The organism is Paenibacillus glycinis (assembly GCF_009909185.1).
Classification (GTDB): Bacteria; Bacillota; Bacilli; order Paenibacillales; family Paenibacillaceae; genus Paenibacillus_Z; species Paenibacillus_Z glycinis.
The window spans coordinates 585,528-611,827 of the sequence record NZ_JAAAMV010000001.1; the positions used below are offsets into that span (position 1 = coordinate 585,528).

General features: G+C 59.1%; 24 protein-coding genes. 5 read left to right on the forward strand and 19 right to left on the reverse strand.

All coding sequences use genetic code 11. The features are described from left to right. Positions 1 to 260: 260 nt before the first annotated feature. From mraY to mraZ, 8 genes are all read right to left on the reverse strand, one after another. A complete protein-coding gene (mraY, locus tag GT019_RS02825) occupies positions 261 to 1,217 on the reverse strand; it encodes a phospho-N-acetylmuramoyl-pentapeptide-transferase (RefSeq protein ID WP_161740944.1) in 957 nt (318 codons plus the stop codon). Between the two features lie 9 nt (positions 1,218 to 1,226). Continuing rightward, a complete protein-coding gene (locus tag GT019_RS02830; protein ID WP_161740947.1) occupies positions 1,227 to 2,633 on the reverse strand; it encodes a UDP-N-acetylmuramoyl-tripeptide--D-alanyl-D-alanine ligase in 1,407 nt (468 codons plus the stop codon). Next, entirely contained in the window at positions 2,630 to 4,123 is a 1,494-nt protein-coding gene (locus GT019_RS02835; protein WP_161740949.1) for a UDP-N-acetylmuramoyl-L-alanyl-D-glutamate--2,6-diaminopimelate ligase, read from the reverse strand. Before GT019_RS02835 ends, GT019_RS02830 begins: the two co-directional genes overlap by 4 nt. A 109-nt stretch (positions 4,124 to 4,232) precedes the next feature. After that, a complete protein-coding gene (locus GT019_RS02840) occupies positions 4,233 to 6,173 on the reverse strand; it encodes a stage V sporulation protein D (RefSeq protein WP_161740951.1) in 1,941 nt (646 codons plus the stop codon). Positions 6,174 to 6,313: 140 nt separating this feature from the next. Beyond that, positions 6,314 to 8,548: a penicillin-binding transpeptidase domain-containing protein gene (locus GT019_RS02845; protein WP_161740953.1), complete on the reverse strand. Its 2,235-nt coding sequence runs from the start codon at positions 8,546 to 8,548 to the stop codon at positions 6,314 to 6,316. 9 nt (positions 8,549 to 8,557) lie between these two features. Then, positions 8,558 to 8,989, reverse strand: coding sequence for a cell division protein FtsL (ftsL, locus tag GT019_RS02850; RefSeq protein WP_161740955.1), 432 nt, complete (start codon positions 8,987 to 8,989; stop codon positions 8,558 to 8,560). A gap of 69 nt (positions 8,990 to 9,058) precedes the next feature. Next, positions 9,059 to 9,994: a 16S rRNA (cytosine(1402)-N(4))-methyltransferase RsmH gene (gene rsmH, locus GT019_RS02855; RefSeq protein ID WP_161740957.1), complete on the reverse strand. Its 936-nt coding sequence runs from the start codon at positions 9,992 to 9,994 to the stop codon at positions 9,059 to 9,061. A 60-nt stretch (positions 9,995 to 10,054) separates the two neighbouring features. Then, entirely contained in the window at positions 10,055 to 10,492 is a 438-nt protein-coding gene (gene mraZ, locus GT019_RS02860; protein WP_161740959.1) for a division/cell wall cluster transcriptional repressor MraZ, read from the reverse strand. A 281-nt stretch (positions 10,493 to 10,773) separates the two neighbouring features. On the opposite strand from mraZ, the gene GT019_RS02865 reads away from it, so the two are divergent. Then, positions 10,774 to 11,061 (forward strand): hypothetical protein, encoded by a 288-nt coding sequence (locus GT019_RS02865; protein WP_161740961.1) that lies wholly within the window; start codon positions 10,774 to 10,776, stop codon positions 11,059 to 11,061. 85 nt (positions 11,062 to 11,146) lie between these two features. Here GT019_RS02865 and GT019_RS02870 read toward each other — a convergent pair whose 3' ends face one another. The 6 genes from GT019_RS02870 to GT019_RS02895 all read right to left on the reverse strand — a co-directional run bounded on the left by GT019_RS02870 (position 11,147) and on the right by GT019_RS02895 (position 17,727). Then, a complete protein-coding gene (locus GT019_RS02870; RefSeq protein WP_161740963.1) occupies positions 11,147 to 12,268 on the reverse strand; it encodes a DUF4349 domain-containing protein in 1,122 nt (373 codons plus the stop codon). A gap of 255 nt (positions 12,269 to 12,523) precedes the next feature. Continuing rightward, a complete protein-coding gene (locus tag GT019_RS02875) occupies positions 12,524 to 13,792 on the reverse strand; it encodes an adenosylhomocysteinase (RefSeq protein WP_161740965.1) in 1,269 nt (422 codons plus the stop codon). Between the two features lie 17 nt (positions 13,793 to 13,809). Further along, positions 13,810 to 15,441 (reverse strand): bacillithiol biosynthesis cysteine-adding enzyme BshC, encoded by a 1,632-nt coding sequence (gene bshC / locus GT019_RS02880; protein WP_161740967.1) that lies wholly within the window; start codon positions 15,439 to 15,441, stop codon positions 13,810 to 13,812. 133 nt (positions 15,442 to 15,574) lie between these two features. Then, a complete protein-coding gene (locus GT019_RS02885; protein WP_161740969.1) occupies positions 15,575 to 15,970 on the reverse strand; it encodes a DUF3397 domain-containing protein in 396 nt (131 codons plus the stop codon). Positions 15,971 to 16,004: 34 nt separating this feature from the next. After that, positions 16,005 to 16,949: a ketopantoate reductase family protein gene (locus GT019_RS02890; protein ID WP_161740971.1), complete on the reverse strand. Its 945-nt coding sequence runs from the start codon at positions 16,947 to 16,949 to the stop codon at positions 16,005 to 16,007. A gap of 130 nt (positions 16,950 to 17,079) precedes the next feature. Beyond that, positions 17,080 to 17,727 (reverse strand): RsfA family transcriptional regulator, encoded by a 648-nt coding sequence (locus tag GT019_RS02895; RefSeq protein WP_161740973.1) that lies wholly within the window; start codon positions 17,725 to 17,727, stop codon positions 17,080 to 17,082. A gap of 268 nt (positions 17,728 to 17,995) precedes the next feature. Here GT019_RS02895 and GT019_RS02900 point away from each other — a divergent pair, with 268 nt between their 5' ends. Beyond that, entirely contained in the window at positions 17,996 to 18,232 is a 237-nt protein-coding gene (locus GT019_RS02900; protein ID WP_161740975.1) for a DUF2626 domain-containing protein, read from the forward strand. Between the two features lie 89 nt (positions 18,233 to 18,321). Here the strand turns inward: GT019_RS02900 and GT019_RS02905 are convergent, their stop codons facing one another. Beyond that, positions 18,322 to 19,512, reverse strand: coding sequence for a class I SAM-dependent methyltransferase (locus GT019_RS02905; protein WP_161740977.1), 1,191 nt, complete (start codon positions 19,510 to 19,512; stop codon positions 18,322 to 18,324). A 108-nt stretch (positions 19,513 to 19,620) separates the two neighbouring features. On the opposite strand from GT019_RS02905, the gene GT019_RS02910 reads away from it, so the two are divergent. After that, positions 19,621 to 20,706, forward strand: coding sequence for a coiled-coil domain-containing protein (locus GT019_RS02910; protein ID WP_161740979.1), 1,086 nt, complete (start codon positions 19,621 to 19,623; stop codon positions 20,704 to 20,706). Here GT019_RS02910 and GT019_RS02915 read toward each other — a convergent pair. Then, entirely contained in the window at positions 20,701 to 22,032 is a 1,332-nt protein-coding gene (locus GT019_RS02915; protein WP_161740981.1) for an extracellular solute-binding protein, read from the reverse strand. The genes GT019_RS02910 and GT019_RS02915 overlap by 6 nt on opposite strands. 150 nt (positions 22,033 to 22,182) lie before the next feature. Between GT019_RS02915 and GT019_RS02920 the strand changes: the two genes are divergently transcribed. Further along, complete coding sequence (locus GT019_RS02920; protein ID WP_161740983.1) at positions 22,183 to 22,692, forward strand: hypothetical protein; 510 nt, start codon at positions 22,183 to 22,185, stop codon at positions 22,690 to 22,692. Here GT019_RS02920 and GT019_RS02925 read toward each other — a convergent pair. Then, complete coding sequence (locus tag GT019_RS02925) at positions 22,689 to 24,020, reverse strand: PhoH family protein (protein ID WP_161740985.1); 1,332 nt, start codon at positions 24,018 to 24,020, stop codon at positions 22,689 to 22,691. The genes GT019_RS02920 and GT019_RS02925 overlap by 4 nt on opposite strands. Before the next feature lie 114 nt (positions 24,021 to 24,134). Here GT019_RS02925 and GT019_RS02930 point away from each other — a divergent pair, with 114 nt between their 5' ends. Continuing rightward, the gene (locus GT019_RS02930) at positions 24,135 to 24,692 is read left to right on the forward strand and encodes a YhcN/YlaJ family sporulation lipoprotein (protein WP_161740987.1); all 558 of its coding nucleotides are present in this window, start codon (positions 24,135 to 24,137) and stop codon (positions 24,690 to 24,692) included. 63 nt (positions 24,693 to 24,755) lie between these two features. Here the strand turns inward: GT019_RS02930 and GT019_RS02935 are convergent, their stop codons facing one another. Beyond that, entirely contained in the window at positions 24,756 to 25,208 is a 453-nt protein-coding gene (locus GT019_RS02935; RefSeq protein WP_161740989.1) for a PNPOx family protein, read from the reverse strand. A 79-nt stretch (positions 25,209 to 25,287) separates the two neighbouring features. Continuing rightward, positions 25,288 to 26,295, reverse strand: coding sequence for an LCP family protein (locus GT019_RS02940; protein ID WP_235946603.1), 1,008 nt, complete (start codon positions 26,293 to 26,295; stop codon positions 25,288 to 25,290). Positions 26,296 to 26,300: the final 5 nt, after the last annotated feature.

Sequence of the window (26,300 nt, forward strand, 5' to 3'; positions counted from 1 at the left end):
GCTTTCGTCCCTTGCGGGACACGCTTCCATGTTGGCGAGCCAATGTTAGTTATGTCGGCAGCTTTGCTGCCTTGTTCCTATACGGAACGTTAAAGGTTACGAAAGGTGACCGGAGGTCGGCTTGGAGTCGTAGCAGCGTAAGCGTTCGCCTTTGTAGTCTGATTTCTACCTATTGTCACTTATATAATCCAAGAAATCAGAACTACAACAGCGAGCGAAGACCCATGCCGACCGGAGGTCATGCCCTTCGCATCTTACCTCTAACGTCCCAAGTAAACGCCGATCGCCGCGAGCACGATGCCGACCGTCCAGAACACCGTCACGACTTTCCATTCGCCCCAGCCGGAGAGCTCGAAATGGTGATGGATCGGGCTCATTTTGAAGATTCGCTTGCCTCTCAGCTTGAACGAGCCGACTTGCAGGATGACCGAAAGCATTTCCAGTACGAAGACGCCGCCGATGACGACGAGCAACAATTCCGTTTTCGTCAAGATCGCGACCGCCGCCATGCCGCCGCCGATGCCGAGCGAGCCCGAGTCGCCCATGAAGACTTTGGCCGGATGCGCATTGAAGACCAGGAACCCGAGCAAGGCGCCGATCATCGTCGCGGAGAAAATCGCCGATTCGTGCTCGCTCGCGTGCAGCGCCAGGATCGTGAACGCCGTGAAGGCGACAGCGCCTGTCCCGCCTAACAAGCCGTCCACGCCGTCCGTGAAGTTGACGGCGTTGGACGTGGCGAACATCATCACGACCACGAACGGATAATAGAACCAGCCGAAATCGATTGCAGCCGACGTGCCGGGGATGCCGATGACGGTGCTGTGGTGCATCTGATGCAGCAGCACGCAGATCATCACCGAGAACAGCAGCTGGCCGAACAGCTTCTGGAAGGCGGTCAGGCCGAGCGAGCGCTTGAACGCGATTTTAATGTAATCGTCGAGAAAACCGACCAGACCGAACCCCAGGCAGGCGATGAGCAGCACCCAGAATTCATTCGTCTTGTCGGAGAATTTCAAGAACGCCAGCAGCACCGCGAGCAGGATGATGATGCCGCCCATAGTCGGCGTGCCCGTTTTCTTCAGATGGCTCTGCGGGCCGTCGGTGCGGATCTGCTGGCCGAATTTGAGACGTCTCAGCAGCGGGATGAACAGAGGTCCGAACAAGACCGCAAGCATGAAGGAAGCGCCGATTGACAGTAGAATGACCTTAACGTCCATGATCCACCTCTATGCCCGCTGCAGCGCGTGGACGATTTCTTCCATGCGCATGCCGCGGGATCCTTTCACGAGTACGAGATCCTCCGGCTCGATCCGAGCTTGGAGCCATTCCGTTAACTGCCCTTTATCGTCAAAAGCGAGCACCCGCGCTTCGCCGCCGTCCGATGCAAACTGCTTCCCGGCTTCCGCCGCCGTGTTCCGCGACAGCGTGCCGTAGGTCAGGACGGCATCCGCTTTCAGCGGCGTGATGTAAGCGCCGACCTCGCCGTGCATCTCGTTCTCCCGCGGCCCAAGCTCCAGCATATCGCCGAGCACGAGCCATTTGCGCCTGTAGCCGGTCAGGCCGGCCACGAGATCGATGGCGGCGCGGACCGAGGTGGGACTTGCGTTGTACGCATCGTTGAGGACCAGGGCGCCGTTATGCGCCTTGCCCGGCTCGATGCGCATGCCGGTCAGCTTCAAGCGCTCGAAGCCTTGACGGATCGCGGCAGCCGGCACGCCCAGTCTCTTCGCCGCGGCGATCGCCGCCAGCGCGTTCGAGACGTTATGCCTGCCCGCGGCCGGAAGCGCGACGCGCGCAAGCTCGGCGTCGCCTCTCACGTCGAACACGGAAGAGACCGCGTCCCCGGAGATGTTGTCCGCCACCCAGCTGCTGCCGTCCTGCTGGCCGAAGGTCTGAACCTCGACGCCTTCAGGCAGGCGCGCCGACCGAAGCCCTTCGCGCAGCAGCGGCTCGTCGCCGTTGACGAGCAGCAGTCCGCCCGGCCGAAGCCCGGCGACGATCTCCAGCTTCGCCTTCGCGATGCCCTCGCGCGAGCCGAGCTGTTCCATGTGCGAGTCGCCGATGTTCGTGATGATCGCAACGTCCGGCTTGGCGAGCCGGGTCAGAAAGTCGATCTCGCCGAACTCGCTCATGCCCATCTCCAGCACGACGGCGTCGAAGCTTTCGTCCAGTTCCAGCACCGTGAGCGGCAGTCCGAGATGGTTGTTCAGGTTGCCCTCCGTCTTATGTACGCGGCAGGTCTCGGACAATACGGCCGCGACCATATCCTTCGTCGTCGTCTTGCCGTTGCTGCCCGTCACGCCGATGACGCGCAGGTCGAGCTCGTCGCGGTAATTCGCCGCAAGCCGCTGCAGCGCGGCGACCGTGTCGTCCACGAGAATCAGCGGCGCATCCGATAACGCGTCGGGCACCGCTTTGTTCCGGTCCCACAGCGCACCGCCGGCGCCCGCGGACAGCGCGCCGGCGACGAAATCATGGCCGTCGACGCGTTCGCCCAAGATCGGAACGAACAGCTGCCCGGGCCGCAGAGTTCTGGAATTGATGGAGACGCCGCCGATGACGACGCCGCCGTTATCGTTCAAAACCGCGCCGCCGCAAAGGGCGGCAATCGCGTTTAATGGTCGTATGATCACAATGAAAGACTCCTTATCGCTTCTTTGGCCACCTCTCGGTCGTCAAAGTCGTATTTGACGCCGCATATATCCTGGTAGGTCTCGTGGCCCTTCCCCGCAATTAATACTACATCGTCGCGGCTCGCCATTTCAACCGCTTTTTGAATCGCGGCGCGGCGGTCGGCAAGCAGCTCGTAGCGTTCCTTGGGCACTTCGTCCCGCAGCAGTCCCGCCTCCACGTCCGCCAGGATCCGAAGCGGATCCTCCGTGCGCGGATTATCGGAAGTGACGAAGCTGTAATCGGCATAGCGCGCCGAAATGCTTCCCATCAGCGGACGCTTCGTGCGGTCGCGGTCGCCTCCGCAGCCGAAGACGCAGATGACGCGGCCGGCGGCGAATTCCTTGACCGCCTTCAGCACGTTCTCCAACCCGTCCGGCGTATGCGCGTAATCGACGATGACCGCGAACGGCTGGCCCGCGTTCACCGCTTCCACCCGTCCCGGCACGCCCGGGAGCGCTTCGAGGCTGGCTTTGATTTGCCGCAGCGGAATGCCTTCGATCAAAGCGGCGCAAATCGCGCCAAGCGCGTTGTACACATTGTACTTGCCGGCCATCCGCAGCGTGATGTCCGCGGCCCCCGCGAACGTCTCGACGCGAAAGGCCGTTCCGTGCGCCGTAATGCGAACCTTCGATGCCCGCACGTCCGAATCGCGTTCGATTCCGTAGGTGACGACCTCCGCGGCCGTCGCGTCGGCGTAGCCGGGCGATGCGGGATCGTCCGCGTTCAGCACCGCGAACAGGCGGTCCTCCGGCGCGGCGGCGAATTCGTTGCCAAGCCGGCTGAAGAACAAGCCTTTCGCCGCCGCGTAGCGCTCCATCGTCTGGTGATAATCCAGATGATCCTGGGTCAAATTCGTGAAAATCGCCGTCCGGTACCGGCAGCCCTTCACCCTGCCCTGCTCCAGCGCGTGCGACGACACTTCCATCACGCAGTAGTCCGTGCCGGATTCCGCCATCGCATGCAGGGCTCGCTGCAGCTCGAGCGCCTCCGGCGTCGTTCCCGACATCGGGTGCGAACCCCCGCCGTAACGCATCTCCACGGTGCCGATGACGCCCGGCGCATGTCCCGCGTCGCGCAAGATCCGTTCGATCAGATACGTCGTCGTCGTCTTGCCGTTCGTCCCCGTCACGCCGATCAGCTTCAGCCGACGGCTGGGCTGCCCGTAATAATAGTCCGCAATGACGGCCATCGCATGCCGGCTGTCCTTGACGATGATTTGCGGAATCGACGCCGGCAGCTCGAGCGGCCGTTCCGCGACGATCGCCGCGGCTCCGTTCGCCACGGCCTGGGCGGCGAAATCATGCCCGTCGACCTTATGGCCGCGCAGGCAGATGAACGCGTCCCCCGTCCCGGCTTTCCGCGAATCGATCTCGATTCCGGCGAGTTCCGTTTTCCCTTCTCCGACAAGGACAGCCGTCAGCAGCAGTGAGGCCAATTGTTCCACCCGCATCGCTTTGGTCCCCTCCCATGAGCAGATCAGGTTGTGCGAGCCGCCGGAGCGGCGGCAGGCATCCTGCGCAGCCTACGCCAACTATCGATACTCTCACTACTCATTATAGTCAGGGATTTTCGCTTTCATCATCGTCTTGCGCTAAATATATGCGGATGGTTGACCCTCTGTCGACGCGCGTTCCCGCCGCCGGCGACTGCCGGATAACGGTATCGCCGCTGCCCGCTGAGGTCAGATTGAAGTTCATATTGAGATCTTCATAGATATCGGATACCGTTTTGCCGACGAGATTCGGTACCGTGACGATCGGCGTTTCGCCGTATTTGTAATCCTTGTTGATCTGTTTCGAGCTCGGCTGCACGCCCATGTAAGGCAGCGCGTCCGCCAGGATGTTATGCACGATCGGCGCGGCGACGACGCCCCCGAACTGAATGCCCTGCGGATTGTCGACGGCGACGTACACGACGATCTTCGGATTGTCCGCCGGCGCGAAGCCGACGAACGACACGATATGCTCGTTGGGCGAATAGCGCCCGTTGACGACCTTCTGCGCGGTACCCGTCTTGCCGCCTACCCGGTAGCCGTCGATGAACGCGTTGCGTCCGGTTCCTTTGGCGACGACGCTTTCCAGCGCGCCGCGCACCTGCTCGCTCGTTTTATCGGATATTACCTTGCGCACCGCCTCGGGCTCGACCGTGCTGACCGTTTCTCCGGTATCCGGGTTAATCCACTTCTTCGCGACGTGGGGCTTGTAGAGCGTGCCTCCGTTGATCGCGGCCGATACCGCCGCGATTTGCTGGATCGGCGTCACGGACACCCCTTGGCCGAATGACGTCGTAGCCAATTCGACCGGGCCGACCTGGCTCATTTTGAACATGATGCCGTTCTCTTCGCCGCCGAGATCGATGCCCGTCTTCTTGCCGAAGCCGAAGTTTTTAATATACTCGAAAAGCTTGTCTTTGCCAAGCCGGTTGCCGAGCGCGACGAAGCCGGGGTTGCAGGAATTTTGCACGACCTCGAGGAAGGTTTGGCTGCCGTGGCCGCCTTTCTTCCAGCAGCGCAGCCGCGCGCCGCCGATCTCCACGGCGCCGGGATCGAAGAAATGATCCGTCGTCAGGTTGACCTTGTTTTCTTCCAGCGCGGCGGCCAGCGTGATGATCTTGAACGTCGACCCCGGCTCGTACGTCATCCAAATCGGCAGGTTGCGGTTGTAGATCTCTTGGTCGACTTCCTTGTATTTGTCGGGTTCGTACGTCGGGCGGCTGGCCATGCCCAGAATCTCGCCGGTATTGGGATCCATCGCGATCGCGATCGCGTCGTCCGGCTTCAGCTTGACCATCGCCTGATCCAGCTCGCGCTCCATGATCGTCTGAATCTGTTTGTCGAGCGTCAGCTCCAGATTGAGCCCGTCCTTCGGCGCCGAATACGTATCGGACGAGCCCGGCATGAGATCGCCCTTGGCATCGGAGAGGAACGAGACGTTGCCATTAATTCCCTGGAGCAGCGCGTCGTATTTTGCCTCGATGCCCGTTAAGCCTTGATTGTCGATGCCGGTAAACCCGAGCACGTGCGAGGCGAAGCTGCCGAGCGGATAATACCGCTTGTTGTCCTCCGCGACGACGATGCCGGGCAGATTGAGATCCTTGATCTGCTGCGCCTTGTCCGTCGTGATTTTGCGACCGCCCGGCTTGATGTACACGATCAGCTGCTTCTTCGTGATCGTCGTGAAAATCGAATCTTCCGTCATGCCGAGCACGGCGGACAGCTTGGCCGCCGCATCGCGCGCGTCCTTCACTTGGGCGGGGATCGCCATAATGGTCGGCGAACTAATATTATACGCAAGCAGGCTGCCGTTTCGGTCCATGATCTCGCCGCGCTTGGCAGCAAATGGAATTTCCCTTCGCCAGCTATCCTCGGCTTTGGCCGCGAGTTCCTCGCCCTTCCACAGCTGCACGTATCCCAGCCTGCCGGCCAAAAGCCCGAAAGCAAGAACGCCAATGAGAAGCGCCGCGAACAATCGGCGCCTGATCGTTACGTTGGAAACCTTCACCTGTCATCCCTCCGAAAAGGCTCGTAAAACGGGAACGTTCGTCCAACCGTCTCCTATTCCAAGCCTATTCGAACAGAAAAGGGGATAGAACAAGCTATCCCCCGAGAAGAAGCGGCTATCGCCGTTCCGTGCCGATCCTCTTATCCGCTGTCCTTGCTTCCGGTTCCCTTGCCTTTTCCGCCATTCAACGCGGTCAGCGTTCCGTCGCTCGAGCCATCGGCGTCCGACGGCTTGAGCATCTCCTTGTCCGGCGGCGCCAAGTTCAATTGGAGCACGTCTTGGCCGTTCAGCTTCGCCTTCGTCTGCGATTTGACGAAGCCGCCGCCGCTGGCCAGGCATTTGACGCCGAGATTCGCGCAGATCTGCATCGCGTCGCGCAGCGACATGCCCTTCATGTTCGGCGTCGTCAGTTTGCTCTGTTCCTGCGTAAGCAGGAAGATATTCTGATCCGGGCCGATGGCCGTCCCCGCTTTCGGAATCTGCTTGAGTATCGTGCCGCCGTTTCCGACGACCGTGTAAGCCAGCTTCTTGTCCGTGAGGTTTTTCTTCGCCTGCGTCAACGTCAATTTCGTGACGTCGGGAACGGCTACCGTCTGCTCGGTGGCCGCGTTATCGGCCGCTTCGTCCTTGGTAATGATCGGCTGGACGCCCAGATGCTTCAGGCTTTGCAGCATGATCTGCTTGAAGATCGGCGCAACCGCGCCGCCTCCCGAAAGCAGCCGGTCGTTCGGGGCGTCCATGACGATGTACAGCACGACTTTCGGATTGCCGACAGGCGCGAAGCCGATGAACGACAGCACGTATTTGTCCTCCGCGTACTTGCCGTTGATTACTTTCTGGGCCGTTCCCGTCTTCCCGGCTACCCGATAGCCCTGGATATAGGCGTTTTTGCCTGATCCGATCTGTTGGTCGGAGACGACTTGTTCCAGATATTCATCCACCTGGTTGGCGGTTTTCTCGGTCACGACCTGACGCACGACTTGCGGTTTCGTCACGACGGACGTCTTCTTCACGGGATCGTCGATCTCTTTCACGAGATGCGGCACCAGAAGCTTGCCTCCGTTGGCGACCGCCGCTACGGCGGCCACCTGCTGAATTGGCGTTACGGTCACCCCTTGACCGAAGGAAGCCGTCGCAAAATCGGACGGATAAACCGGATTGACCAATCCTGCTACCTCTCCGCCGAGCTCGATGCCCGTTTTCTTCCCGAAGCCGAAGTTGTCAATGTAACTCAACAGTTTGTCCGATTTCAATCCCTCGTAGCCGAGTTTGACGAACGCAACGTTACTGGATCGCTTCAAGCCATCCAGGAACGAGATCGTTCCCCAATTTTGTTTTACGTCGTGGATGGTGGCCCCCGGAACTTTAATCGAACCGGACTTGTACATCGCACTCGGATCGAATATCCCTTCTTGCACCGCGCCGGCAAGCGTGACGATCTTGAACGTCGAGCCCGGTTCGTACGTCGACTTGATGGAATGATCGTAGAAATTCGCCTGCGGCGACGTCCAATAGGAGTTCGGATTGAAATTAGGCATGTTCGCCATGCCGAGAATTTCCATCGTCTGCGGATCGGCGGCGATCGCGGTAATGCTCTGCGGTTGATATTTGTAATACGCCTCTTTGATCGCGTCTTCGATATAATTCTGGATGTTGTCGTCGATGGTCAGCTTGACGTTCTTGCCGTCGACGGCCGGCGTCATGTCCACGGATCCGTTATCGAGTATCACGCCGTTTCCGTCGCGCTCGTACTTTATGCTTCCCTCGGTTCCCCGCAGCTGGCTGTCGAGCGCCGATTCCAATCCCAGCTTCGCGTTCCCTTCCTTGTCCTCGTATCCGAGAATGTGCGATGCGAGCGAGCCCTTCGGATAGAACCGTTTCTTCTCGTCGATCAGATAGATGCCTACGTCTTTCTCGTCGGTCTGCTCGATCAACTGCTCGCGGAACTTGATGATCCGGTCCGCAACCTCTTTATCGATCTTCCAGCCGCCGTCATGAAGCTCGCGCTGCATGTAAAACTTGCCGTTCGCCTGCTTCGCTTCGGCGACGTCCCGAACTTTTTCCTTGGATATGCCCAGCACGGAACTAAGCTTGTTGACGATCACGTCGCTCAGTTTCAACGTATGGATGATGCTAGGGTTGAGGGCAACGGTATACGCAGTCACGTCCATGGCGAGGACATTGCCGTTGCGATCCGTAATCGTGCCGCGCGCGGGGACGAGCTTCTCCGACCGCGACCATACTTCCTTGGCCTTCTCCGTCCAGAAATCCGCCTTGACGACCTGCACCCAGTAGATTCGACCGACGAGGAAAACAAAAAGGAGGGAAATAACCCCTCCGACAAGCAGCGTGCGCAGTTTTATTCGTTTTGTCATCGTCTCACCCTAATCCTTGTTCGCAAGCGAAGACTCGCTATTCGCTGCCGGCGCCTTGGTCGGCACGTTAACCTCGATCGGATCGTCTTCTTTCTCTTCCGGCAAGTTCATCCCCAACATGGTCTCCGCTTTCGACTTGATCGTCGCAGGATCGTTCGCCACTTCTTTTTGGGACGTCAAATGGGCGATTTGCTCTTCCAGCTTCGCCTGGTTGGTCGTCAGCGTCGCGATCTCCTTCTCCATCTGGTAGATTTGCGCGTACCGGAAAATAATTGCGCCCGCCACGACGACGCAGGCGAGGATCGTGAAGAGATACAACAGCTTCTCCTGCACGGGTATCGGCTTGCGTTTGATGACGACTTTCTTCGTCTCGCGGAAGGAAGGCTTCTGCTCGGGCTTTCGCTTCGGCTGAAGGGCGAGATTTCCATTTACATAGGCCATTGGCGTTCCTCTCTCTCCATGTGCTTCTTTCAATCTTCTATGTGGTCATCTGAGTTAGACGATGGTCGATTATAATTTCTCCGCGACGCGCAGCTTGGCCGAACGCGCTCTCGGGTTCTGCTCCAGCTCCGCCTCGCTCGGCACGATCGGCTTGCGGGTCACCAGCTTCAGCTTTCCGTCGCCCCCGCCGCAAACGCACATCGGGAAGTCCGGCGGACAGGTACATTTTCCAACAAATTTCGCGAATAATTGCTTGCAAATCCGGTCTTCCAGGGAATGAAACGTAATGACGGACGCGCGTCCGCCCGGGTTCAGCACGTCGACCGTTTGCTCCAGACCCGCTTCCTCGGCGCCGAGCTCGTCGTTCACCGCGATCCGCAGCGCTTGAAACGTTCGCTTCGCGGGATGAGGCCCCGTCCGCCTGGCCGCCGCCGGAATGGCGGTCTTGATGACCTCGACCAACTCGCCGGTCGTCGCGATCGGCGCCTTCTCCCTGGCCGCGATGATCTTGCGGGCGATGGATCTGGCGAATTTCTCTTCGCCGTAATTCGTAATGATGCGGGAAATTTCCCGTTCTTCCCAGGTGTTGACGATATCGTCGGCGGTCAGCATGCCGTCTTGATCCATCCGCATGTCGAGCGGCGCATCGTGATTGTAGCTGAAACCGCGTTCGCCCTCGTCGAGCTGCGGGCTCGAGACGCCAAGGTCGAACAAGACGCCGTCTACGCCGTCGAGGTTCAGTTCCTTCAGCACTTTGGCCAGGTACCGGAAGTTGCTCTTGACGAGCGTCACCCGGTCCATGTAGGCCGCCAATCTGACTTTGGCATTGTCGAGCGCCCAATCGTCCTGATCCAGGGCGATGAGTCGTCCGCCCGGTCCGAGACGCGAAGCGATAAGCTCGCTGTGACCGGCTCCTCCCAAGGTGCAATCCACGTATATGCCGTCCGGTTTGATGGCGAGTCCGTCCACCGCTTCTTCCTTGAGCACCGTTATATGTTGAAACATGATGTTATCCTCCCGGCTCTAAGGTTGCCGGCTCCTACGAACGAGATCGTAAAGGCCCGGCTAAAAATTGAAATCGAAATCCACAAGCTTCTCGGCAATTTCGTTGAACGTTTCCTCGGACTGCTTGAAGTAGCTCTCCCAGATCGGCTTGCTCCAAATTTCCACCCGGTTCGAGACGCCGAGCACGATGCAATCCCGTTCCAGCTTGGCATAGTCGCAGAGCGTATTCGGCAAGTTTACCCTTCCCTGTTTATCCAGCTCGCATTCCGTGGCGCCGGAGAAGAAGAAGCGCGAGAACGCCCGCGCGTCCGACTTCATCATCGGCAGCGACTTCAGCTTCTGTTCAAGCTGGCTCCATTCGCCGACGGGGTAAACGAACAAGCAGTTATCCAGTCCTCGGGTGACGACAAAATGGTCGCCAAGCTGTTCGCGGAATTTAACGGGGATAATGATGCGGCCCTTGTCATCGATGTTGTGCTGAAATTCGCCCATGAACATTCGACCGCTCCACCCTTCCCCCTAAATCCTCCACTTGGCTCCACTTTCCGCCACTAAGGTTCAAGTATTCGCCACCGGGAAAGTAATTCCTGCTCTCGGCCCATTTTTTCCCGAAATAATTTATGGGATTAATTTGTTACGAATTTGAAACTTTTTCCCCTTGCCGTTCGTGTAAACTGGGAGTCGGATACCCGCGTTCCCGCGCCGATTGACGGATGTCCGTTCCGAATGCCCGGATTCCGGTCCGGCGCAACATTGATTTCTCCATAGGGGGCCTGCCCATGAACGGCACTACCGCCTTGCATGATACGATCACCTTGCTTCGCAGCGTCGAGCATTATTGTTATCAAATCGCCTATTACTTGCTCGGCAACGAACGCGATGCCGCCGAGGCCAGCAAGCTGGCCCTGCTCTCGCTGTCCGTCAATCCGAGATTCGCGGATGCCGGGACCGACGAACGCCGCAGGCTAGCCAAATCGGCCTCCATCTCCTGCGCCATGCAGCGGGCCGGCGGCCGATTCGCCGACGGCAACGACAAAGAGCCGATTCCCCAAGTCGTCAACGACTAGGAAATCAGCTCTTTTGCTCGAACCGCCTTTGCTTCGGCCTACCTCGGCATCGATAGCAGCGCACGACTCCGATCTATCCAGCTGTTTATTTGTCGGTATCGTCCTTTCCGGCGACCGCGGGGTCATCCTCGATCTTTGTTAGCCCTTCATCTGTTGAGGCCCGTTCCGTCGGCCGAATGCCGGCTGCCGTCCGTTTCCCCTTGCTGCCGCTGCTTCTGCGATAGATCGCATAGCCTGGAATACCGATTACGGCCAGCACCGCCAGCACCGGTACGGCCCCGGCGGCGAAGACGACCAATCCTTGAAGAAAGGCGTACATGACTTCCGTGCTGCCTTTCACCGCCTCCGCGATCCGTTCCCCGAAACCGGTCTTCCCGTCATCCGCCGCCGCTTTCGCTTCAATCGTCTCGTACATGCGAAGGTCGATCGTCGAGAAGGCGACATTGGCGTCCAAATAACGGATTCTCCCTTTGATCTGCTCGATTTCCGTCTGCACGTCCCCGAGCTGCTGCGAGATGTCCAGCAGATCCGCCGTTTTCGTCGCTTTCGCCATGAAGTCGAGCAGCCTGGCTTCGACGACCTGCCGGGCTTTCAATCTGGCCCCCAGATCCACGTACTCTTGGGTCACGTCCGTTCCCTGCGCGCTGCTTTGATAGCTGAGATGCTTGATTTTCTCCAGCCCGCTCAAGAAACCGTCGAAGCCGGCCGCAGGCACTTTGATCGTGTAGGTGCCGCCCTTCTCCGTCGACGTCTTCTGATCCGCGAACTTGAGCAGATAGCCGCCGGACAGATGAATGAGGTCGCGCAGCGCCGTCTGGGCGGCATCGTACGCCTCGACTTCCATCGTTACGTTGCCGCGATAAACGATCTTCCGGTCGATCTCCCCGCCGACGCCGCTCTCGTTACCGCCGCCTAGGGACGACTCGGCTTCCGATCCGGCGGAACTTTCCGTAGCCGCGGCAGGCTTGTCATCCGCCGCCGCGCCGTCCGCCGTCCCGTTCATCGCAGTGCTCGCGCTGCTGTCCGCGGAAGCCGCCGGGCTCGCGGCCTCCGTTAATCGATCGTAATCGGCGCCATTGCCCGCATCGTTGCCGTTTGCCGCCGAGCATCCCGCAAGCATCCATGCCATCGCCAGTATGCCGGCCAGCGCGAACAGCCATTTGCCGCCCCTCCTACGACTACCCCTTTCCAACAGACTTCTCTTCATGCCACGACCCCCCGTTTTTGTGTAATCGATGCACTTCCCAAACGAGGAAAACCTTCCAAATGTTGCATGGAGCGGCAAAATCCCGTTCGCGTTCGCCGCCGGAACGCTCGATCGCGTAACCGCCCGAATCGAAGGTGGCCATGCGCGCCCGGACAAGGCGCTACGACTGCGGTCGTACGGCCCCGCTACGCAAAAAAGGAGCCGCCTTCTCGTCGAAGGGGCCCCTTGTCTTATTGTCGGGCATGCGGGCTGGGCTTAATGCTCCTGCCAGCTGTCCAGGTATGATTTCTGCTCGTCCGTGAGCTTGTCGATCCCGGTGCCGATCGCTTCCAGCTTGTAGCGCGCGACCTGCTCGTCGAGCTCGTACGGCACGTTGACGACTTTCTTGCCGATCGCGGCATAGTTGTCGTTCACGTATTTCAGCGACATCGCTTGCAGCGCGAACGTCATATCCATGATCTCCGCGGGATGGCCGTCGCCGGCCGCCAGATTCACGAGACGGCCTTCCGCCAGCAGATAGATGCTGCGTCCGTCCTTGAGCTTATATTCCTCGATATTGCGGCGCACGACGCGCTTGCTCGCGGACATGGCCTCCAGCTCCGGCTTGTTCACTTCCACGTCGAAATGTCCGGCATTGGACAAGATCGCGCCGTTCTTCATCACTTCGTAATGCTCGCCGCGAATAACGTCGCGGTTGCCGGTCACGGTCACGAAGAAATCCCCGAGCTTCGCCGCTTCCTTCATCGGCAGGACGGTAAAGCCGTCCATGTACGCTTCGACGGCGCGTATCGCGTCGATCTCGGTCACGACGACCTGCGCGCCCAGCCCCTTCGCGCGCATCGCCACGCCTTTGCCGCACCAGCCGTAGCCGACGACGACGACGGTTTTGCCGGCTACGACGAGGTTCGTCGTACGGTTAATGCCGTCCCAGACGGACTGGCCCGTGCCGTAGCGGTTGTCGAACAAATATTTGCAGTACGCGTCGTTCACGGCCACCATCGGGAAGCTGAGCGAGCCGTCCTTCTCCATCGCTTTGAGGCGCAGGATGCCGGTCGTCGTTTCCTCCGCGCCGCCGCGGATGTTCGCCATCAGCTCCGGACGCTCCGCATGGAGGATGGTCACGAGATCGCCGCCGTCGTCGATGATGAGATCCGGCTTCGTTTCGAGCGCTTTGATCAGCAGTTCCTTGTATTCCTTCGGCTCAGGGTTGTACTTGGCGAACACGGTGATGCCGTCTTCCACGAGCGCCGCGCAGACATCGTCCTGCGTGGACAGCGGATTGCTGCCCGTAATCGTCACTTCCGCGCCTCCGGCCTGCACGACTTTGGCCAGATAGGCGGTTTTCGCTTCCAGGTGGAGGGAAATCGCCACCTTCAGCCCTTTGAACGGCTGCTCTTGCTCGAACTGCTCCCGGATCCGGTTCAGGACCGGCATATGCGCGGCCACCCAATCGATCTTCAGATGCCCGTCCGGCGCCAGCGCCATATCGCGCACGATGCTGTCTTGCTTCGCATTCACAGTCATGGTCAACGTCCCTTCGTTTATAAATAAATCAGATGATGGCCGCCTGCCCGTTCGTACGGCGCATCCAGCAGCTTCTCCAGCCAGGCGGAACCGCTGCGGTTCCAGAAATCCGTCATGTTCAGCACCCGTTCCTGCGGCTTGTTGTCCGGCCAGAGCGCCAGCGCGATTCCATCCTGCTGCCGCAGCGCGGAATCGAACCTTCTGGCATGCGCTTCCTTCGTCCGCTTTTCCAGGTAACCGATCTGTTCCTGAATCCGGCGCAGATTGTCGGCCGCGAGATCCCCGAGCCCTTTCTCGAGGGAAGCGGACATGCCCATGACCGGACCGTACAGCGCCGCGAACTGCGACCGGGCCGCTTCGAAACGCGCCTCGATATCGAGTTCGTCCCGCTCCTTCAGCCATGCGGCCCTGTGCGCTTCGTATCGCTCGACGATATCCCGGTACGCCAAGCCGTACTTCGCCATATGCTTCTCGGTCGTCCGGTCGACGATCGTGTACGACATCCGCGGCAGGATAAGCGGCATCTCCATGCCAAGCGCGCGGAACGCTTCGCCCGTCAGCGTCCAATACGCGATCTCCCCCGGTCCCAGCACGGCGCCGAGCACCGGAAGCACGTAATCCTGCATGATCGGGCGGGTAAGCACGTTGTTGCTCAGGCGCTGCGGTTCATGCTCCGCGATGCGCAGCAGCTCTTCGCGGGACAAGCGGAACGTTTCCTTGCGATTGCGGAAGCCGTCGTCCCCCTTGAACAGCAGCATCCGTTCGTCCGCTTCGAACAGGAACAAATTCGCGCAGGTCTCGGCCACGTCCGCCGTCGGCGAATAGCCGAGCTCGCGAAGCGAAGCCGCCGACCGCAGGTAAGCGGCTTCCAGCTCGTCGTTGCGCCGGATCATCTCGGCGAACATCGGCGCTTCCAGCGACCGGATGCCGGCATCGTCGGAATCCAGCAGCACGAGGCCGTGCTTCCCGAACAGCCAGCCCATCGCGGCGGCGAACCACGCGGACAGGTCGTCGCAGTCCGACGCAAAGCCCGCAAGCGCCTCCAGCAGATCGCGCTTGAACTCCGTGTCCGGCAGCGCCGAACCAAGCTGCTCCAGCGCGTCCGCCATGGCCGCCGGGGCCACCTTCGTGCGGCTGACCGACGTGCGTCCGCCCTTCGGACGGGGGATCGCGAGGCGGGTCAGCGTCGTCTCGCCGCTCCGGACATAGGCATGATTAGCCTCGTCCCAATCGTGATCCTCGCCGGCGACCCAGAATACGGGCACGACCGCCGTGCCCGCAAGCCGCGAAGCGTCCTTCGCCGCCGATATCGCGGTGACGGCTTTATGTATGACAAGCAAAGGTCCCGTCCACAATCCGGCCTGCTGGCCGGTCACGACGACCGGGGCGCCCGACCGAATGGCTTCGATATTCGCCATGACGGCAGGATAATCATTCAACCGTTTATTATACGCCTGCAATGCTTCCGCCAGACGTTCGGGTGCTACGCGTTTGCCCGCTTGGGCTTTCAGCCAATTCAAACGGCGGTGCCAATGCGATTCCTCTGCGGGATGACTGCCGAACAGCGCCTCCACGCCGGGGTGGGTACGCTGAACGTAGGCCTCGACGATCGGCTGACTGAAAGGCAGCTGGACCGATTCTGTTCTCATCAACAGTCTCTACCTTCTTTGCTTCGGTTTACGAGCTGATATGGAGTGCGATTTTTTCTCATTCATTGTACACATTGTTTCGGTAACCGTCAAAATAAAACACCCTCCTTTGGCGGAGGGTGCGAATTGACGTTCAAGCCGCGAAGAGGCTTTTTCCGATGCCGATGCACATCAGGATGACATAGCAGAAACTCATTAAAAAAAAGCCGAGCCGCCAGATGGCGCGCATGATGCGGGACATGTCGATGTTCCCCTTCGTCCGGTACTGGACATTGCCGAGCAGGCCGCCGCCCAGCAGCAGGACGAGCAGAATGCCGTACAGCCCGAAACGGCTGTCGAACACGTCGTTGAACAGTACCGCGACGCAGCCGATCAGCAAGGCCGTCGTGACGTCCATGGCCATGCGGAACGCCTTCTTGCGGTCGCCGCTAACGGCCGCGTAGCCGAAGTAGACGAGCACGAAAGGAACGACGGGAAGAACAGCCAAGATGGCATAAACATGCTTGATGCTTTCCCAAATCCACTGCATCCCGGTTTTCCTCCTTCAAAGTCCTCCAAAGCGATTAAGAAGCGCCGAGCGCCTCGACCAGCGCAAGCACGGCATCGTTCAACCGCGACGGCATGCCGAGCCGCTTGGCGTACGCGGCAATGCCGCCGTTTATCCACTTGATCTCCGTGTCCCGTCCGGCGCGCACGTCCCGCAGCATGGACGACTCGTTCTGCGCGGTCGCCGCGCATACGCCGAGCAGCCGCTCCCAATGGTCCTCCGTCGAGGCAAGTCCCGCCGCGCGCAGGATGCCTTCGCTTTCCTCATGAAGCGCCCGCATCAGCATCAACCGGTATGGATCCCGGGGCAGGTCGCCGTTTTTGACTTGAAAAATAGCCGTAAGCGGATTGATGACCGCATTCAACAATAATTTTAGCAAAACTTGATCTTTGATTTCTTTCGACATATCGGCATCGATTCCTGCACCGCTCAACGCGCGAAGCAACATTTTTTGAGGTTCGGCACCGCATTTGTCGGCATTCGCCCAGCTGCCGAACGTCAACCGGCCGGTGCCGGTACGAATCACGGCGCGCGGATCCGTCCGCAGCGCGCCTTCTGTCGTAATGGCCGCGAACAATGGCGAGTCCGGCAACGCTTCCGAAAGCAGCTCCATATGCCCGATGCCGTTCTGCAGCGCAAGAAGGGGCACGCCGCCGGCCGTCAAGCGCCGCAGATCATCGAGGAGCCCGTCGTCCACGCTCGGCTGCTTCACCGCCAGCATCACCCAATCCGGGCTAAAGGCGCCTTCCCTGCCGGATCCGAGATAATCGCTTACTGACCGAGCGAACACCTCGATCGTCGTTTCTTCCCCCGTCGTTTCCTTATATAAGAGCCCTTCCGCGGACAGCGCCTCCGCCTGCTTGTCCGTTCTGGCGAGCAGGACGACCTCTTCTCCGGCCCGCGACAGCCTGGCCGCGTATGACAGGCCAAGGGCGCCGGCGCCCACGATGATGATATTCACGCGCCACACCTCGATTCGCTTGCTGGTTCCATACGGCAATCGTACCAGAAACAAACTAAAAAATCCCGCCGCGCCCGCAACGGGTTCGGAGAGATTTTAAGGTGCCGCCGCGGCGAGCGCGGCATGCCGGTTATTCGATTCGCTCTAAATTTCCGTTCGCGTCCATCTTGAACCTCGGTTTCGCCTCGTCTTCCTCCGTCAAAACGGTAAGCCGGCGGGCACGGTCCATGATTTGAATGAGCGTCTTATAATCGTCGTTCACCGCGCGATAATCGGTCTGCGCGTTGTTCACTTCGAGAGATAATCTCTCGTTCAGCTCGCGCAGCGCATGAAGCTCGTCGTCTTTCTCGCGCAAATCCCGCTCCAGCGTTTTGATTTGGCGGTTAAGCTCCTGATACGTGCCTTTCCACTGGCGCAGAAACCGGATGACGGCATCGACCGAAAGCGCTTCGTCCGTCAGCGGGTCGTTCTTGTATGCGCGTTCCTCGTTGTCCAGTACGTGAATGGAAGACACGTGAGGCGTCGCGGCGTACGTTTGCTTTTTCATATAATTCCGTTTCTGACGCTGCTGTTTCGCGATTTGAATGGCATCTTCGTAGCGCTTGCGAACGCAGCTGTTCCAGCGAAATCCGCATGCGGCCGAAGTTCGGCCGATCCGCTCGCCCACTTCTTCGAAAGCGGCTAGCTGCGTGCTGCCTTCGCGAATGTGCCGCAGCGTGACCTCGGCCAGAATAAGATCGTCATCCGGGCTCCAGGCATCTTGTCTCACTGCTGTCATGCAACCAAAACCTCCCAACATTAGGCGCTTACTTTATCTCTATGCCCTTGGTAGAGTTCATAGAATCTATCGGATACTAATTTGTATATCCATTTTTTTTTAGGCTCATACATGTTTTCTCACAAATTGATGCAAACTTGTACTAAAGCGTGAAGTAAAGGCGAAAAGTTTGCCAATTCGTCACGACTGAAACAGTTTACAGTCGTTACCTGAAACGTTATAATGGGCAATAGAAATCGGGTCGAGACTGACGAGAGGGGGAGAAATCATGGCACGCATGTTCCGGGTGCTCGGGTTTTGGACGCTTGTAATCGCTTTGATGGCTTTTGCGGGTCACATGAACGAGATGGCGCTCTTGTTCTTTATCCAGACCGCTGTGTTTGTCCTGTTAGGCTATTTGAACTTTTCCGAAAGAACATACATGCTGATGTTCTGGGGATATATGTTTATCTCGTTCATCGGCTTCACGTATTGGACGGTATTTGTAATGGGGAACCCATTCTAAATATACGGACATTCCACTTTCAAAAAATAGCCAAAAGGCTGTTCCAGGGAGACAAGCTCTCCGGAACAGCCTTTTTTCGAATGCGTTCGTTATTTGCGGAGCACGAGCACCTTGAACGTCTCGCTCATGCCGTCGCTCAGCAGCAGCTGGCGAATGGCGCGGTTGCGCTTTGCTTCGGGCCCGAACGGATTCTTGCCGTCGTGCGCGGCCAAGTCGGCCAGCACGCCTTGGTCGACGAGAAACTGCTTCTGCGTGCCGTAATAGCCAATCTCCCATCCCGCCGCGCCCGCGGCGCTCATGCAGGCGGTAAAGTTAACATGCGCGGTCATGTCCTGGCCGCCGGGGTCCGCGAACGGCTCGTCTCTCGCGACATGGTCCTTATAGCACAGCAGCGTGCCGCGCATCCGATGGGAAGCCGCCAGCTCGCCGGCTTCGTGGCCGTAGTCGATCAGCACCATGCAGCCCTGCCGGATCTTCCCGGCCATCCTCGCGATCCATTGTTCCGCTTCCAGGTTCACTTCGATGATCTGCCCTTCGCGGAGCGCGATGCCGTCCCGCCGCAGCACGGCTTCGATCCGCTCGTCGGACAACGGCATGTAAGCATAGCGGAACGCTCGTCCCGCGACGTTCGATTCGGCGGCTGCCGCCACGCCGAGCTCCCACAGCCTTCCGGCAACGCGGACGACGCGATGAACCGGAAACGCATCCAGCAATTCATTGGCGACGATCATCGCGAAGCGGTTATCCGCAGCGTCCCGCAGCAGCGTTTCCTCCGCCTCTTCGGGCGTCATGAAAGCAAGGCGGGACGCTCCTTCCCGCATCCAATCCCCGAATCGACTCCGGGCCTCGTCCAAATGCACGGGGTTGCCGTCCACGAGAAGATAGGACGCTTCGACAAGCCAGGAGGACGCGTTCTCCGTTCGCGCCCAAGCCGACAGCATCTGCCGAGACAAGGCTCCGGTTCCCGCTCCCCACTCCGCGATCGTCGCCGGCCGGGGCTGCCCGCCGGCGATGCCGGCCAGATAGCCGGCAAGCTTGTCGGCCAACACCGTCCCGATGCCGGAACTCGTATAGAAATCGCCCGACTTGCCGATACGAACGGCGCCGGACCGGTAATAGCCATCCCGTTCGTCGTACAGGCACCGTGCCATATAATCGCGGAACGTCATCGCCGGCAACGCGTCTTGACCGTCCGCCGCCGGCGTTACCGTCGCCCAGCCGCGCCTTTCGCTGGCGGCGATCTCATCCCGTATGGACGCTTCCAATCTTGAGCGATTCACTTGATTCAGCACCTCCACCCCAAGGACAAAATTACCGGTACCAGATATAATAGAACCATTCTGCGCATATAGTAGTGCATGCAAAATCGCCGGAAAGGAGGACGGTCCGTGCAAGGAACGATACGCCGACGGATCGCCGGGTTCGCCGTGCTCGCGCTGGCAAGCTGGCTCATGGTCTACCCGGCTCTGGCCGAACCCGCGGCGCCGGTCGACGAGGAGACGCGAAGCGTGCTCGAGAAGAGCTTGTCCGTCGTGGAAATCGACAAGGAAATCGGGCGCATCCAGACGGAGCAATCCGCCGTCAAAGCGAAGCTGGCCTCCTCCCAAGCCGCGCTGGACAAGCAGGAAGCCGCGATCGCCCAGAAGCGCGAGGATGCCGGAAAGGTCATCCGCGCCTATTATACCGGCGAACGCGACGTCTTGATCACGGCGCTGCTGTCGACCCGCAATTTATCCGGCCTGTTGGCCGTTTTGGACTTTTTCGATCAAATATTCGCATCCGACAAGATCACTCTGAACGATTACAAGAATCACTACCAGGCCCTTAAGAAGAGCATGGCTGCCCTGAATGCCCAGTCCGCGCGGCTGGACGAGGTGGAGGGCCGGTTGAAGAAGCAGCGCGAACGGGTCGTCGCGCTTCAGCAGGACGTGGATGCCGCCCTGGACGGCCGGACCGATGCGGATAAGCTGCGGGCGATGATCGACGAATATACGAATTACTGGCAAAATGTCGGCCTCGTCGAGGTCAACCGCTATTTCAAAGCGCTGTCCAAAGCGATGGGACAAATCCCGGCGTGGGTGGAGAACAACAAAGACCTGCTGGAGATCGACGGTTTCAACTATACGCTGACGATTCCCGACGATAAGCTGAACGAATTCCTGCGCGCGCAAAACGACATCTTCGACAACTTCGCCTTTGCCTTCGAACAGGACAAAGTGGTCATCACCGGCAAACGCGACGACCTCGAGGTCGAATTGTCCGGGCACTACTCGCTGGAATCGAACGGCTCCATCCTCTTCCACGTCGACGAGTTGGTCTTCAATGGCTTGGCGCTGCCCGACACGACGCGCGCGCAGCTCGAGCGGCAGTTCGATCTCGGATTCTATCCTTCCGAAATCGTCTCCTTCCTCAAAGCGAAGTCCGTGGAGGTCAAGGGCAACGACTTGATCATCAAACTATCGATCGGCCTATGACGGCGGCGCTTCGGCGCCGTTTTTTGCCGGCGTCGCCGGCTCCCCGTTCCAGGCGGCGATTATCCGGTCGGCCGCAGCCGGCGAGAACGGCGTCCCGTTGCCGCCGATCGAAGCGCAGAGCGCCGACCAGCGTTCCCAGCGCTCCCGCCAAGGCGGATTAGGCGCGGCGGCCGCGGCTTGCAGCATGCGCACCAGATAGTGCGGGGGACGATTCGCGATTTCGTTGTATTCGAACTCGCCCGTCATGACGGATATGCGCGCCGGAAGCCGGCCGAACGCGCGGTACCGGGCTAATTGCGCGTCCGAAGCGGTCATGTCCTGAATCCATTCCCGCGCTTCGGGCAGCTTGTCCGTCTCCGCGGTCAGCACGAAGCTGCGCCCGTCGCTGCGCACGATCGGTCCGTTCGCGGCTCCGATCGCAAGCATCCCGCGTTCTTCGTTCGTCATCCGGAAATAAACCGACCACGGAATAACCGCGCTGAGCAGCGATTCGGAACGGAAAGCCTGCATCAGCTCGCTGCGCTGCGTGAGCGGATCGAAGCGGGACAGCTCCTTGGCATGCTCAGCCGCATAGCGGAGCTGCTCCTTCTGACTCGCGGTAAACGGCGACAGATCCGCCGCGGACGACGCGTTCTCGGAAAATAATCCGAGCCAGGCGGACATGTCCCGGGTATCGGCCGTATCGAGATTGAACGGGCTTATCCCGCCGGGTTTGACGGTTGCCAATGCGGCCGCGAGCGCCTTGAATGCCGCCAGATCCTTCGGCGGTCCGTCGGCTCCGCCGTCTTTGAGCAGCTTCTTCGACCATACGTTCAGCAGCGGATTGCTGTCTACCGGCACGCCCCAGAGCGAGCCGTTCCATTTGACCATGTCTGTTAGCGCTTCCAATTGGTCCGCGGCCGTGTCTCCCGTTACGATCTCGTCAACCGGCAGCAGATAGCCCAGCATGGCGAACTCGCGCACGCGGTCGTTGTCGAGGAGCATGATATCGAAGGGTTCCCCCGCTTCGGACGCTTTTTTGCGGGCTTCGTCGGCGTCTTCGTCGCCGATGTTCGTTAGTTTGATCGACATGCGGGGATGGGTGAGCAGATACCGTTCGTTGCTTTTGATCCAATATTGGTATTCCGCATCGTCCATCGATACGGCAATGGTTAACGTGACATGCTCATTATCGTCGCCGTCCTCGACCTCCGGCAGCTGGCTGGAAGGCGTCCCGCCGCCTGACGGCGTGATGGGCGATCCCGGCTTGCCGATCGTCGATACGAGCAAAGCCGCGAAAATGGTAAAGACGCTCAGCAGCAGAATAACCGCTTTTCTGCGTGACACCTTATCCCTCCTCACCGTTTTCAAGCTAACTTTCATTGTAGCAAGAAAGCGTTTTTTTGTCGCTAACCAATTGCTTGCCGGGATGATTGCGTCCCTTGCCGTTATCCATCATACTAGCTGTTAGACGCCAGAAAGAAGGAGAAGGTTGCGATGAAGACCGTTTATGGCCTTGACCTGCTTTTGCCCGGGAACACGCTGCAGGAGGACCTTGCCCGGATCATCGGTTGGATAGCCGATGCCGTCACGCTGATCGATCGCCACCAAACGATGCTGTTCGTAAACGGACCGGAAGACTGCGAGGCGATCGAGCGCGTTGCCGCCATGTACGATGTCGATTGCGAACGGGGAATATGGCTGCGGCTAGAAGACGGCTGGCAGACGAATGAACGGGTATTCTCGGACTATGGCTTGACCTCGCACGGCCATCACCGTTTCCTTGACCTCCGGCTTGCCGCCATCGTAAGCTTGGCCGCCGCAGAGGACGGATCGTCGGAGCTCGGGCCGGCGCTGGAGCAGGCCGGCGAGCATGCTATAGCCGTGAATAAGCAAGACGACGGCCGACGCCTGCTTGCCGTCGACCGTCATCTGATTGAACTTTTGGCGGGCATCGCCCGCGCTTACCGCTGTTCGTTCGCTCTCGCGGCGACGACCGCCGATTAAAGCAAATCCGCCGCGAGTTGGGCGAGCTTCGAACGTTCGCCCTTCTCCAGCGTCATATGCCCGCTGACCCCTTCCTGCTTGAAGCGTTCCACGGCATGCGTGAGCCCGTTGCTGATGGAATCGAGGTACGGATGATCGATTTGCTCCGGATCGCCCATCAGCACGATTTTGCTGCCTTCCCCGACGCGCGACACGATCGTTTTCACCTCGTGGCGGGTCAGGTTCTGCGCTTCGTCGACGATAATGAACTGCCCCGGAATGGAACGTCCCCGAATGTACGTGAGCGCTTCGACCTGAATGCTGCCGAGTCCCATCAGGATTTTATCGATGTCTCCCGATTTCTTCGTATCGAACAGAAACTCCAAATTATCGTAAATCGGCTGCATCCATGGACGCAGCTTCTCTTCTTTCTCGCCCGGTAAATACCCGATATCCTTGCCCATCGGCACGACGGGCCTCGCGATCAGCAGTTTTTTGTATTTGTGCTCATCCTCGACCTTCATCAGCCCCGCCGCGAGCGCCAGGAGCGTCTTGCCCGTTCCCGCCTTGCCCGTCAAGGTCACGAGCGGCACGTCGTCGTTCAGCAGCAGCTCCAGCGCCATCCGCTGCTGCGCGTTGCGGGCGGTAATGCCCCATACGGGATCGTTGCTTAAGTAAAGCGGCTCCAGTCTCGCGCCGTCCTGGCTGACTTTCAAGAGCGCCGATTTCGAGGTGCCCATCTCATCTCGCAAGATAATGAATTCATTGGGATGAAGCCGCGTGCTGAGCCCCAAGTTTTTGATCGTCAGAAACCGGTAGGTATAAAATTCGTCGATGACCGCCGGGTGCACCTTTAACGTCAGATAGCCCGCATACACCTCGGACGGCGCCACGACTTGATCGGACAAATAATCCTGCGCGTCGATGCCGAGCACGTCGGCCTTGATCCGCACAAGCACGTCTTTGCTGACGATGCTGACCGGCCTGGCCTCCCCTTTCTCCTGCTCCTCCAGATGGTAATTCAACGCAACCGCCAGAATCCGGTTGTCGTTGGACATCTCGCCGAACATCTCCTGCACGCGGATGAAGCTCCGGTGGTTGAGTTCCACCTTGAGCACGCCCCCGTTTTCGAACACGATGCCTTCGTGCAAATGCCCGTTCTCCCTCAGATGATCGAGCAATCGGGACACATGCCTTGCGTTGCGGCCCAATTCGTCCGCGAGTCTTTTCTTCGAGTCGATTTCTTCCAACACCACCGCTGGGATAATGACCTCGTTGTCATCAAAGGCAAAGATGGCTTGCGGATCATGGAGCAATACATTGGTGTCGAGCACGAATATTTTTTTCATCGTGAGCCCTCCTGGCGTTGGAATTTCGTTCAAAGGCGTACATAGCGAACCCCGCTTTAAGGCAAACTAGGCTTGATCAAAAGAGGCAGACTTTAGAAAGGTTAGGTGGCGAATATGAGGAATTGGCTGGTTGTTCCCGCTATGCTCCTTTGTTTGCTGGCAACAGGTTGCAATACCGTCGCCCGCAATGAGACATCACCCTCTCCGCAGAATGATAACCGCGTTCGCGCGCAGCAGACCGCTCCGCAGAAGAAAACCATCAGCAATCCCAAGCAGGTCGCCGCGCATTTGGAAGATTTGGCGCGAGGCGTGCCGGGCGTCAAAGGCGCGCACTGCGTCGTGTTCAAAAATACGGCGGTCGTCGGCATCGACGTGGCCGGGAACGTCGACCGCTCGCGCGTCGGCACGATCAAATACGCCGTCGCGGAAGCGCTTCGCAAGGACCCTTACGGCATCAATGCCGTCGTGACCGCCGATATCGACCTCTCGCATCGGCTGACCGAGCTCGGAGCGGATATTCGGCGAGGCCGCCCGATCGCCGGCTTCGGCGAAGAGATGGCGGACATCATCGGACGGATCGTGCCGCAGATTCCCCGCGACGTGCAGCCCATGAAGGCTGAGCCGCAGAAGGCACGGTCCAAGGCCCAACAAAAGCTCGAGCATAGATCGTAAGGCGCCGAGCTTTCCTTTCCATGAGAAGCCGTATAAGAACAGAAAAAGCCTAGTGAAATTTCACTAGGCTTTTCTCATGGCCGCAAACACCTGTGCATCGAGTTTGTCGGCGGCTCTTTGATCATACGTTTTCTCATATTCCGGTTTAGCGGACAAGCGCGCGCCGTAAAACATCGCATCGCGAACATCCGCGATGTCAATGTCGTAGCAGACGAGCTTGAAGGGTACTGCTTCCAATGCTTCCGTGACGAGCCTTGCCGTGCCGTAGATCGTTTGAACGGTTCCCGGCGCGAACAACGTCACGCTTACTTCGGTTTTCGAAGCCATGTTCACCGATAAGCGAGAACGGCCGTCGATCGCAAATCGCAGCGTGGTGCGGTTGACCGCATAAATCCACGAGATTGCGCTGGACGTCGGGGATCCGCTGTCCGCGTCGATGGTGTGCAGAAGAACGAACGGTTCTCGGTTCAGCGCGCCATACAAATCGTCAGAGAGTACTGTGACGGGTTCGGTCAATCCGCATGCCCTCCTTGCTACCGTGTCATGAATGCTCCGATGCACCCATTATAGCATAGCCCCGATTGCTCTTCCACCGTCATTCAGCCAGTTTTGCGTCGAGCGCATCCTTCGCGGCTTGCAGCTTCGCTTCGTCCAAGTAGACGTACGGACTTTTCCACGCGCCTTCGAGCGGCATGAACGTGATATCGCCGGCGCTGATGCCGTAGTACGTCTTGAGCAGATTTTCGACTTCGCCCGTCGGGATATCCATCCTCAGGTTGTTGCCGACCGCCTTGATGACGCCGGCGATCTTCGGCACGCCGGAGAACGATTTCAGCTTGTCCGCGATCTGGCCGAGCACTTGGCTTTCGCGGCGATTGCGGTCGAAATCGCTCGACATGTTTTTCCCGTCGTTGGACTTGCGGTAACGGACGAAATCGAGCGCATCGTCGCCATTCAGCTTCTGATGGCCCTTGGTCAAATCGATATCGGTGCCGTCCGCCTTGTCGACGTAATGCATGTCCATATCGACGTCGACCTCGACGCCGCCGATCGCGTCGACGACATCGGAGAAGCCTTGGAAGTTGATCGTCGCGGTATAGTCGATCGGAATATCGAAAAATTTGCCGAACATCTTGCGCAGATCGACCTTCGCCTGCTGCTCGGCTTCTTTGTTCTTCAGCCCTTCGCGATGCTCCAGCGCCAGGAAATTCGCGTAATACGCATTCGCTTTGCGAATCTTATAGCCGCTCAGGGCGATTCTGGAATCGCGCGGTATCGAGACGACTACCGCGGACTTCGTCTTCGGGTTAAGCGCCGCGATCATCATGACGTCCGTATTGAGCGTCTGCGTCTGCTCGCGCGAATCCATGCCCAGCAGCATTAGCGCGACCGGTTTGACTTTCACGGAATTCTCGGGCGCCACGACGACGGTCGGATCGGCATCCGTCGTGATGTCCTTCAGCGCGTTTTTGGAAACGTATACCAAGTAGCCCAGGTAGCCGGCGACTCCGACCAGCACGAGGAGGAAGAGTACCAAGATGCGGCGCGGCCAGTAGTTTTTCTTTTTTTTCGGTCGAACGGCGTGCGTAGCCTTCCTTGACATGTTTT

What these genes read in the sequence shown, in the direction of transcription:
- GT019_RS02900 (WP_161740975.1), top strand. Translation starts at nt 17,996, where the DNA reads ATGGCACGCATGTTCCGGGTGCTCGGGTTTTGGACGCTTGTAATCGCT.
- GT019_RS02920 (WP_161740983.1), top strand. Translation starts at nt 22,183, where the DNA reads ATGAAGACCGTTTATGGCCTTGACCTGCTTTTGCCCGGGAACACGCTG.
- GT019_RS02930 (WP_161740987.1), top strand. Translation starts at nt 24,135, where the DNA reads ATGAGGAATTGGCTGGTTGTTCCCGCTATGCTCCTTTGTTTGCTGGCA.
- GT019_RS02865 (WP_161740961.1), top strand. Translation starts at nt 10,774, where the DNA reads ATGAACGGCACTACCGCCTTGCATGATACGATCACCTTGCTTCGCAGC.
- GT019_RS02875 (WP_161740965.1), bottom strand. Translation starts at nt 13,792, where the DNA reads ATGACTGTGAATGCGAAGCAAGACAGCATCGTGCGCGATATGGCGCTG.
- GT019_RS02895 (WP_161740973.1), bottom strand. Translation starts at nt 17,727, where the DNA reads ATGACAGCAGTGAGACAAGATGCCTGGAGCCCGGATGACGATCTTATT.
- GT019_RS02835 (WP_161740949.1), bottom strand. Translation starts at nt 4,123, where the DNA reads ATGCGGGTGGAACAATTGGCCTCACTGCTGCTGACGGCTGTCCTTGTC.
- mraZ (WP_161740959.1), bottom strand. Translation starts at nt 10,492, where the DNA reads ATGTTCATGGGCGAATTTCAGCACAACATCGATGACAAGGGCCGCATC.
- GT019_RS02925 (WP_161740985.1), bottom strand. Translation starts at nt 24,020, where the DNA reads ATGAAAAAAATATTCGTGCTCGACACCAATGTATTGCTCCATGATCCG.
- GT019_RS02885 (WP_161740969.1), bottom strand. Translation starts at nt 15,970, where the DNA reads ATGCAGTGGATTTGGGAAAGCATCAAGCATGTTTATGCCATCTTGGCT.
- rsmH (WP_161740957.1), bottom strand. Translation starts at nt 9,994, where the DNA reads ATGTTTCAACATATAACGGTGCTCAAGGAAGAAGCGGTGGACGGACTC.
- GT019_RS02870 (WP_161740963.1), bottom strand. Translation starts at nt 12,268, where the DNA reads ATGAAGAGAAGTCTGTTGGAAAGGGGTAGTCGTAGGAGGGGCGGCAAA.
- bshC (WP_161740967.1), bottom strand. Translation starts at nt 15,441, where the DNA reads ATGAGAACAGAATCGGTCCAGCTGCCTTTCAGTCAGCCGATCGTCGAG.
- mraY (WP_161740944.1), bottom strand. Translation starts at nt 1,217, where the DNA reads ATGGACGTTAAGGTCATTCTACTGTCAATCGGCGCTTCCTTCATGCTT.
- GT019_RS02940 (WP_235946603.1), bottom strand. Translation starts at nt 26,295, where the DNA reads ATGTCAAGGAAGGCTACGCACGCCGTTCGACCGAAAAAAAAGAAAAAC.
- GT019_RS02845 (WP_161740953.1), bottom strand. Translation starts at nt 8,548, where the DNA reads ATGACAAAACGAATAAAACTGCGCACGCTGCTTGTCGGAGGGGTTATT.
- ftsL (WP_161740955.1), bottom strand. Translation starts at nt 8,989, where the DNA reads ATGGCCTATGTAAATGGAAATCTCGCCCTTCAGCCGAAGCGAAAGCCC.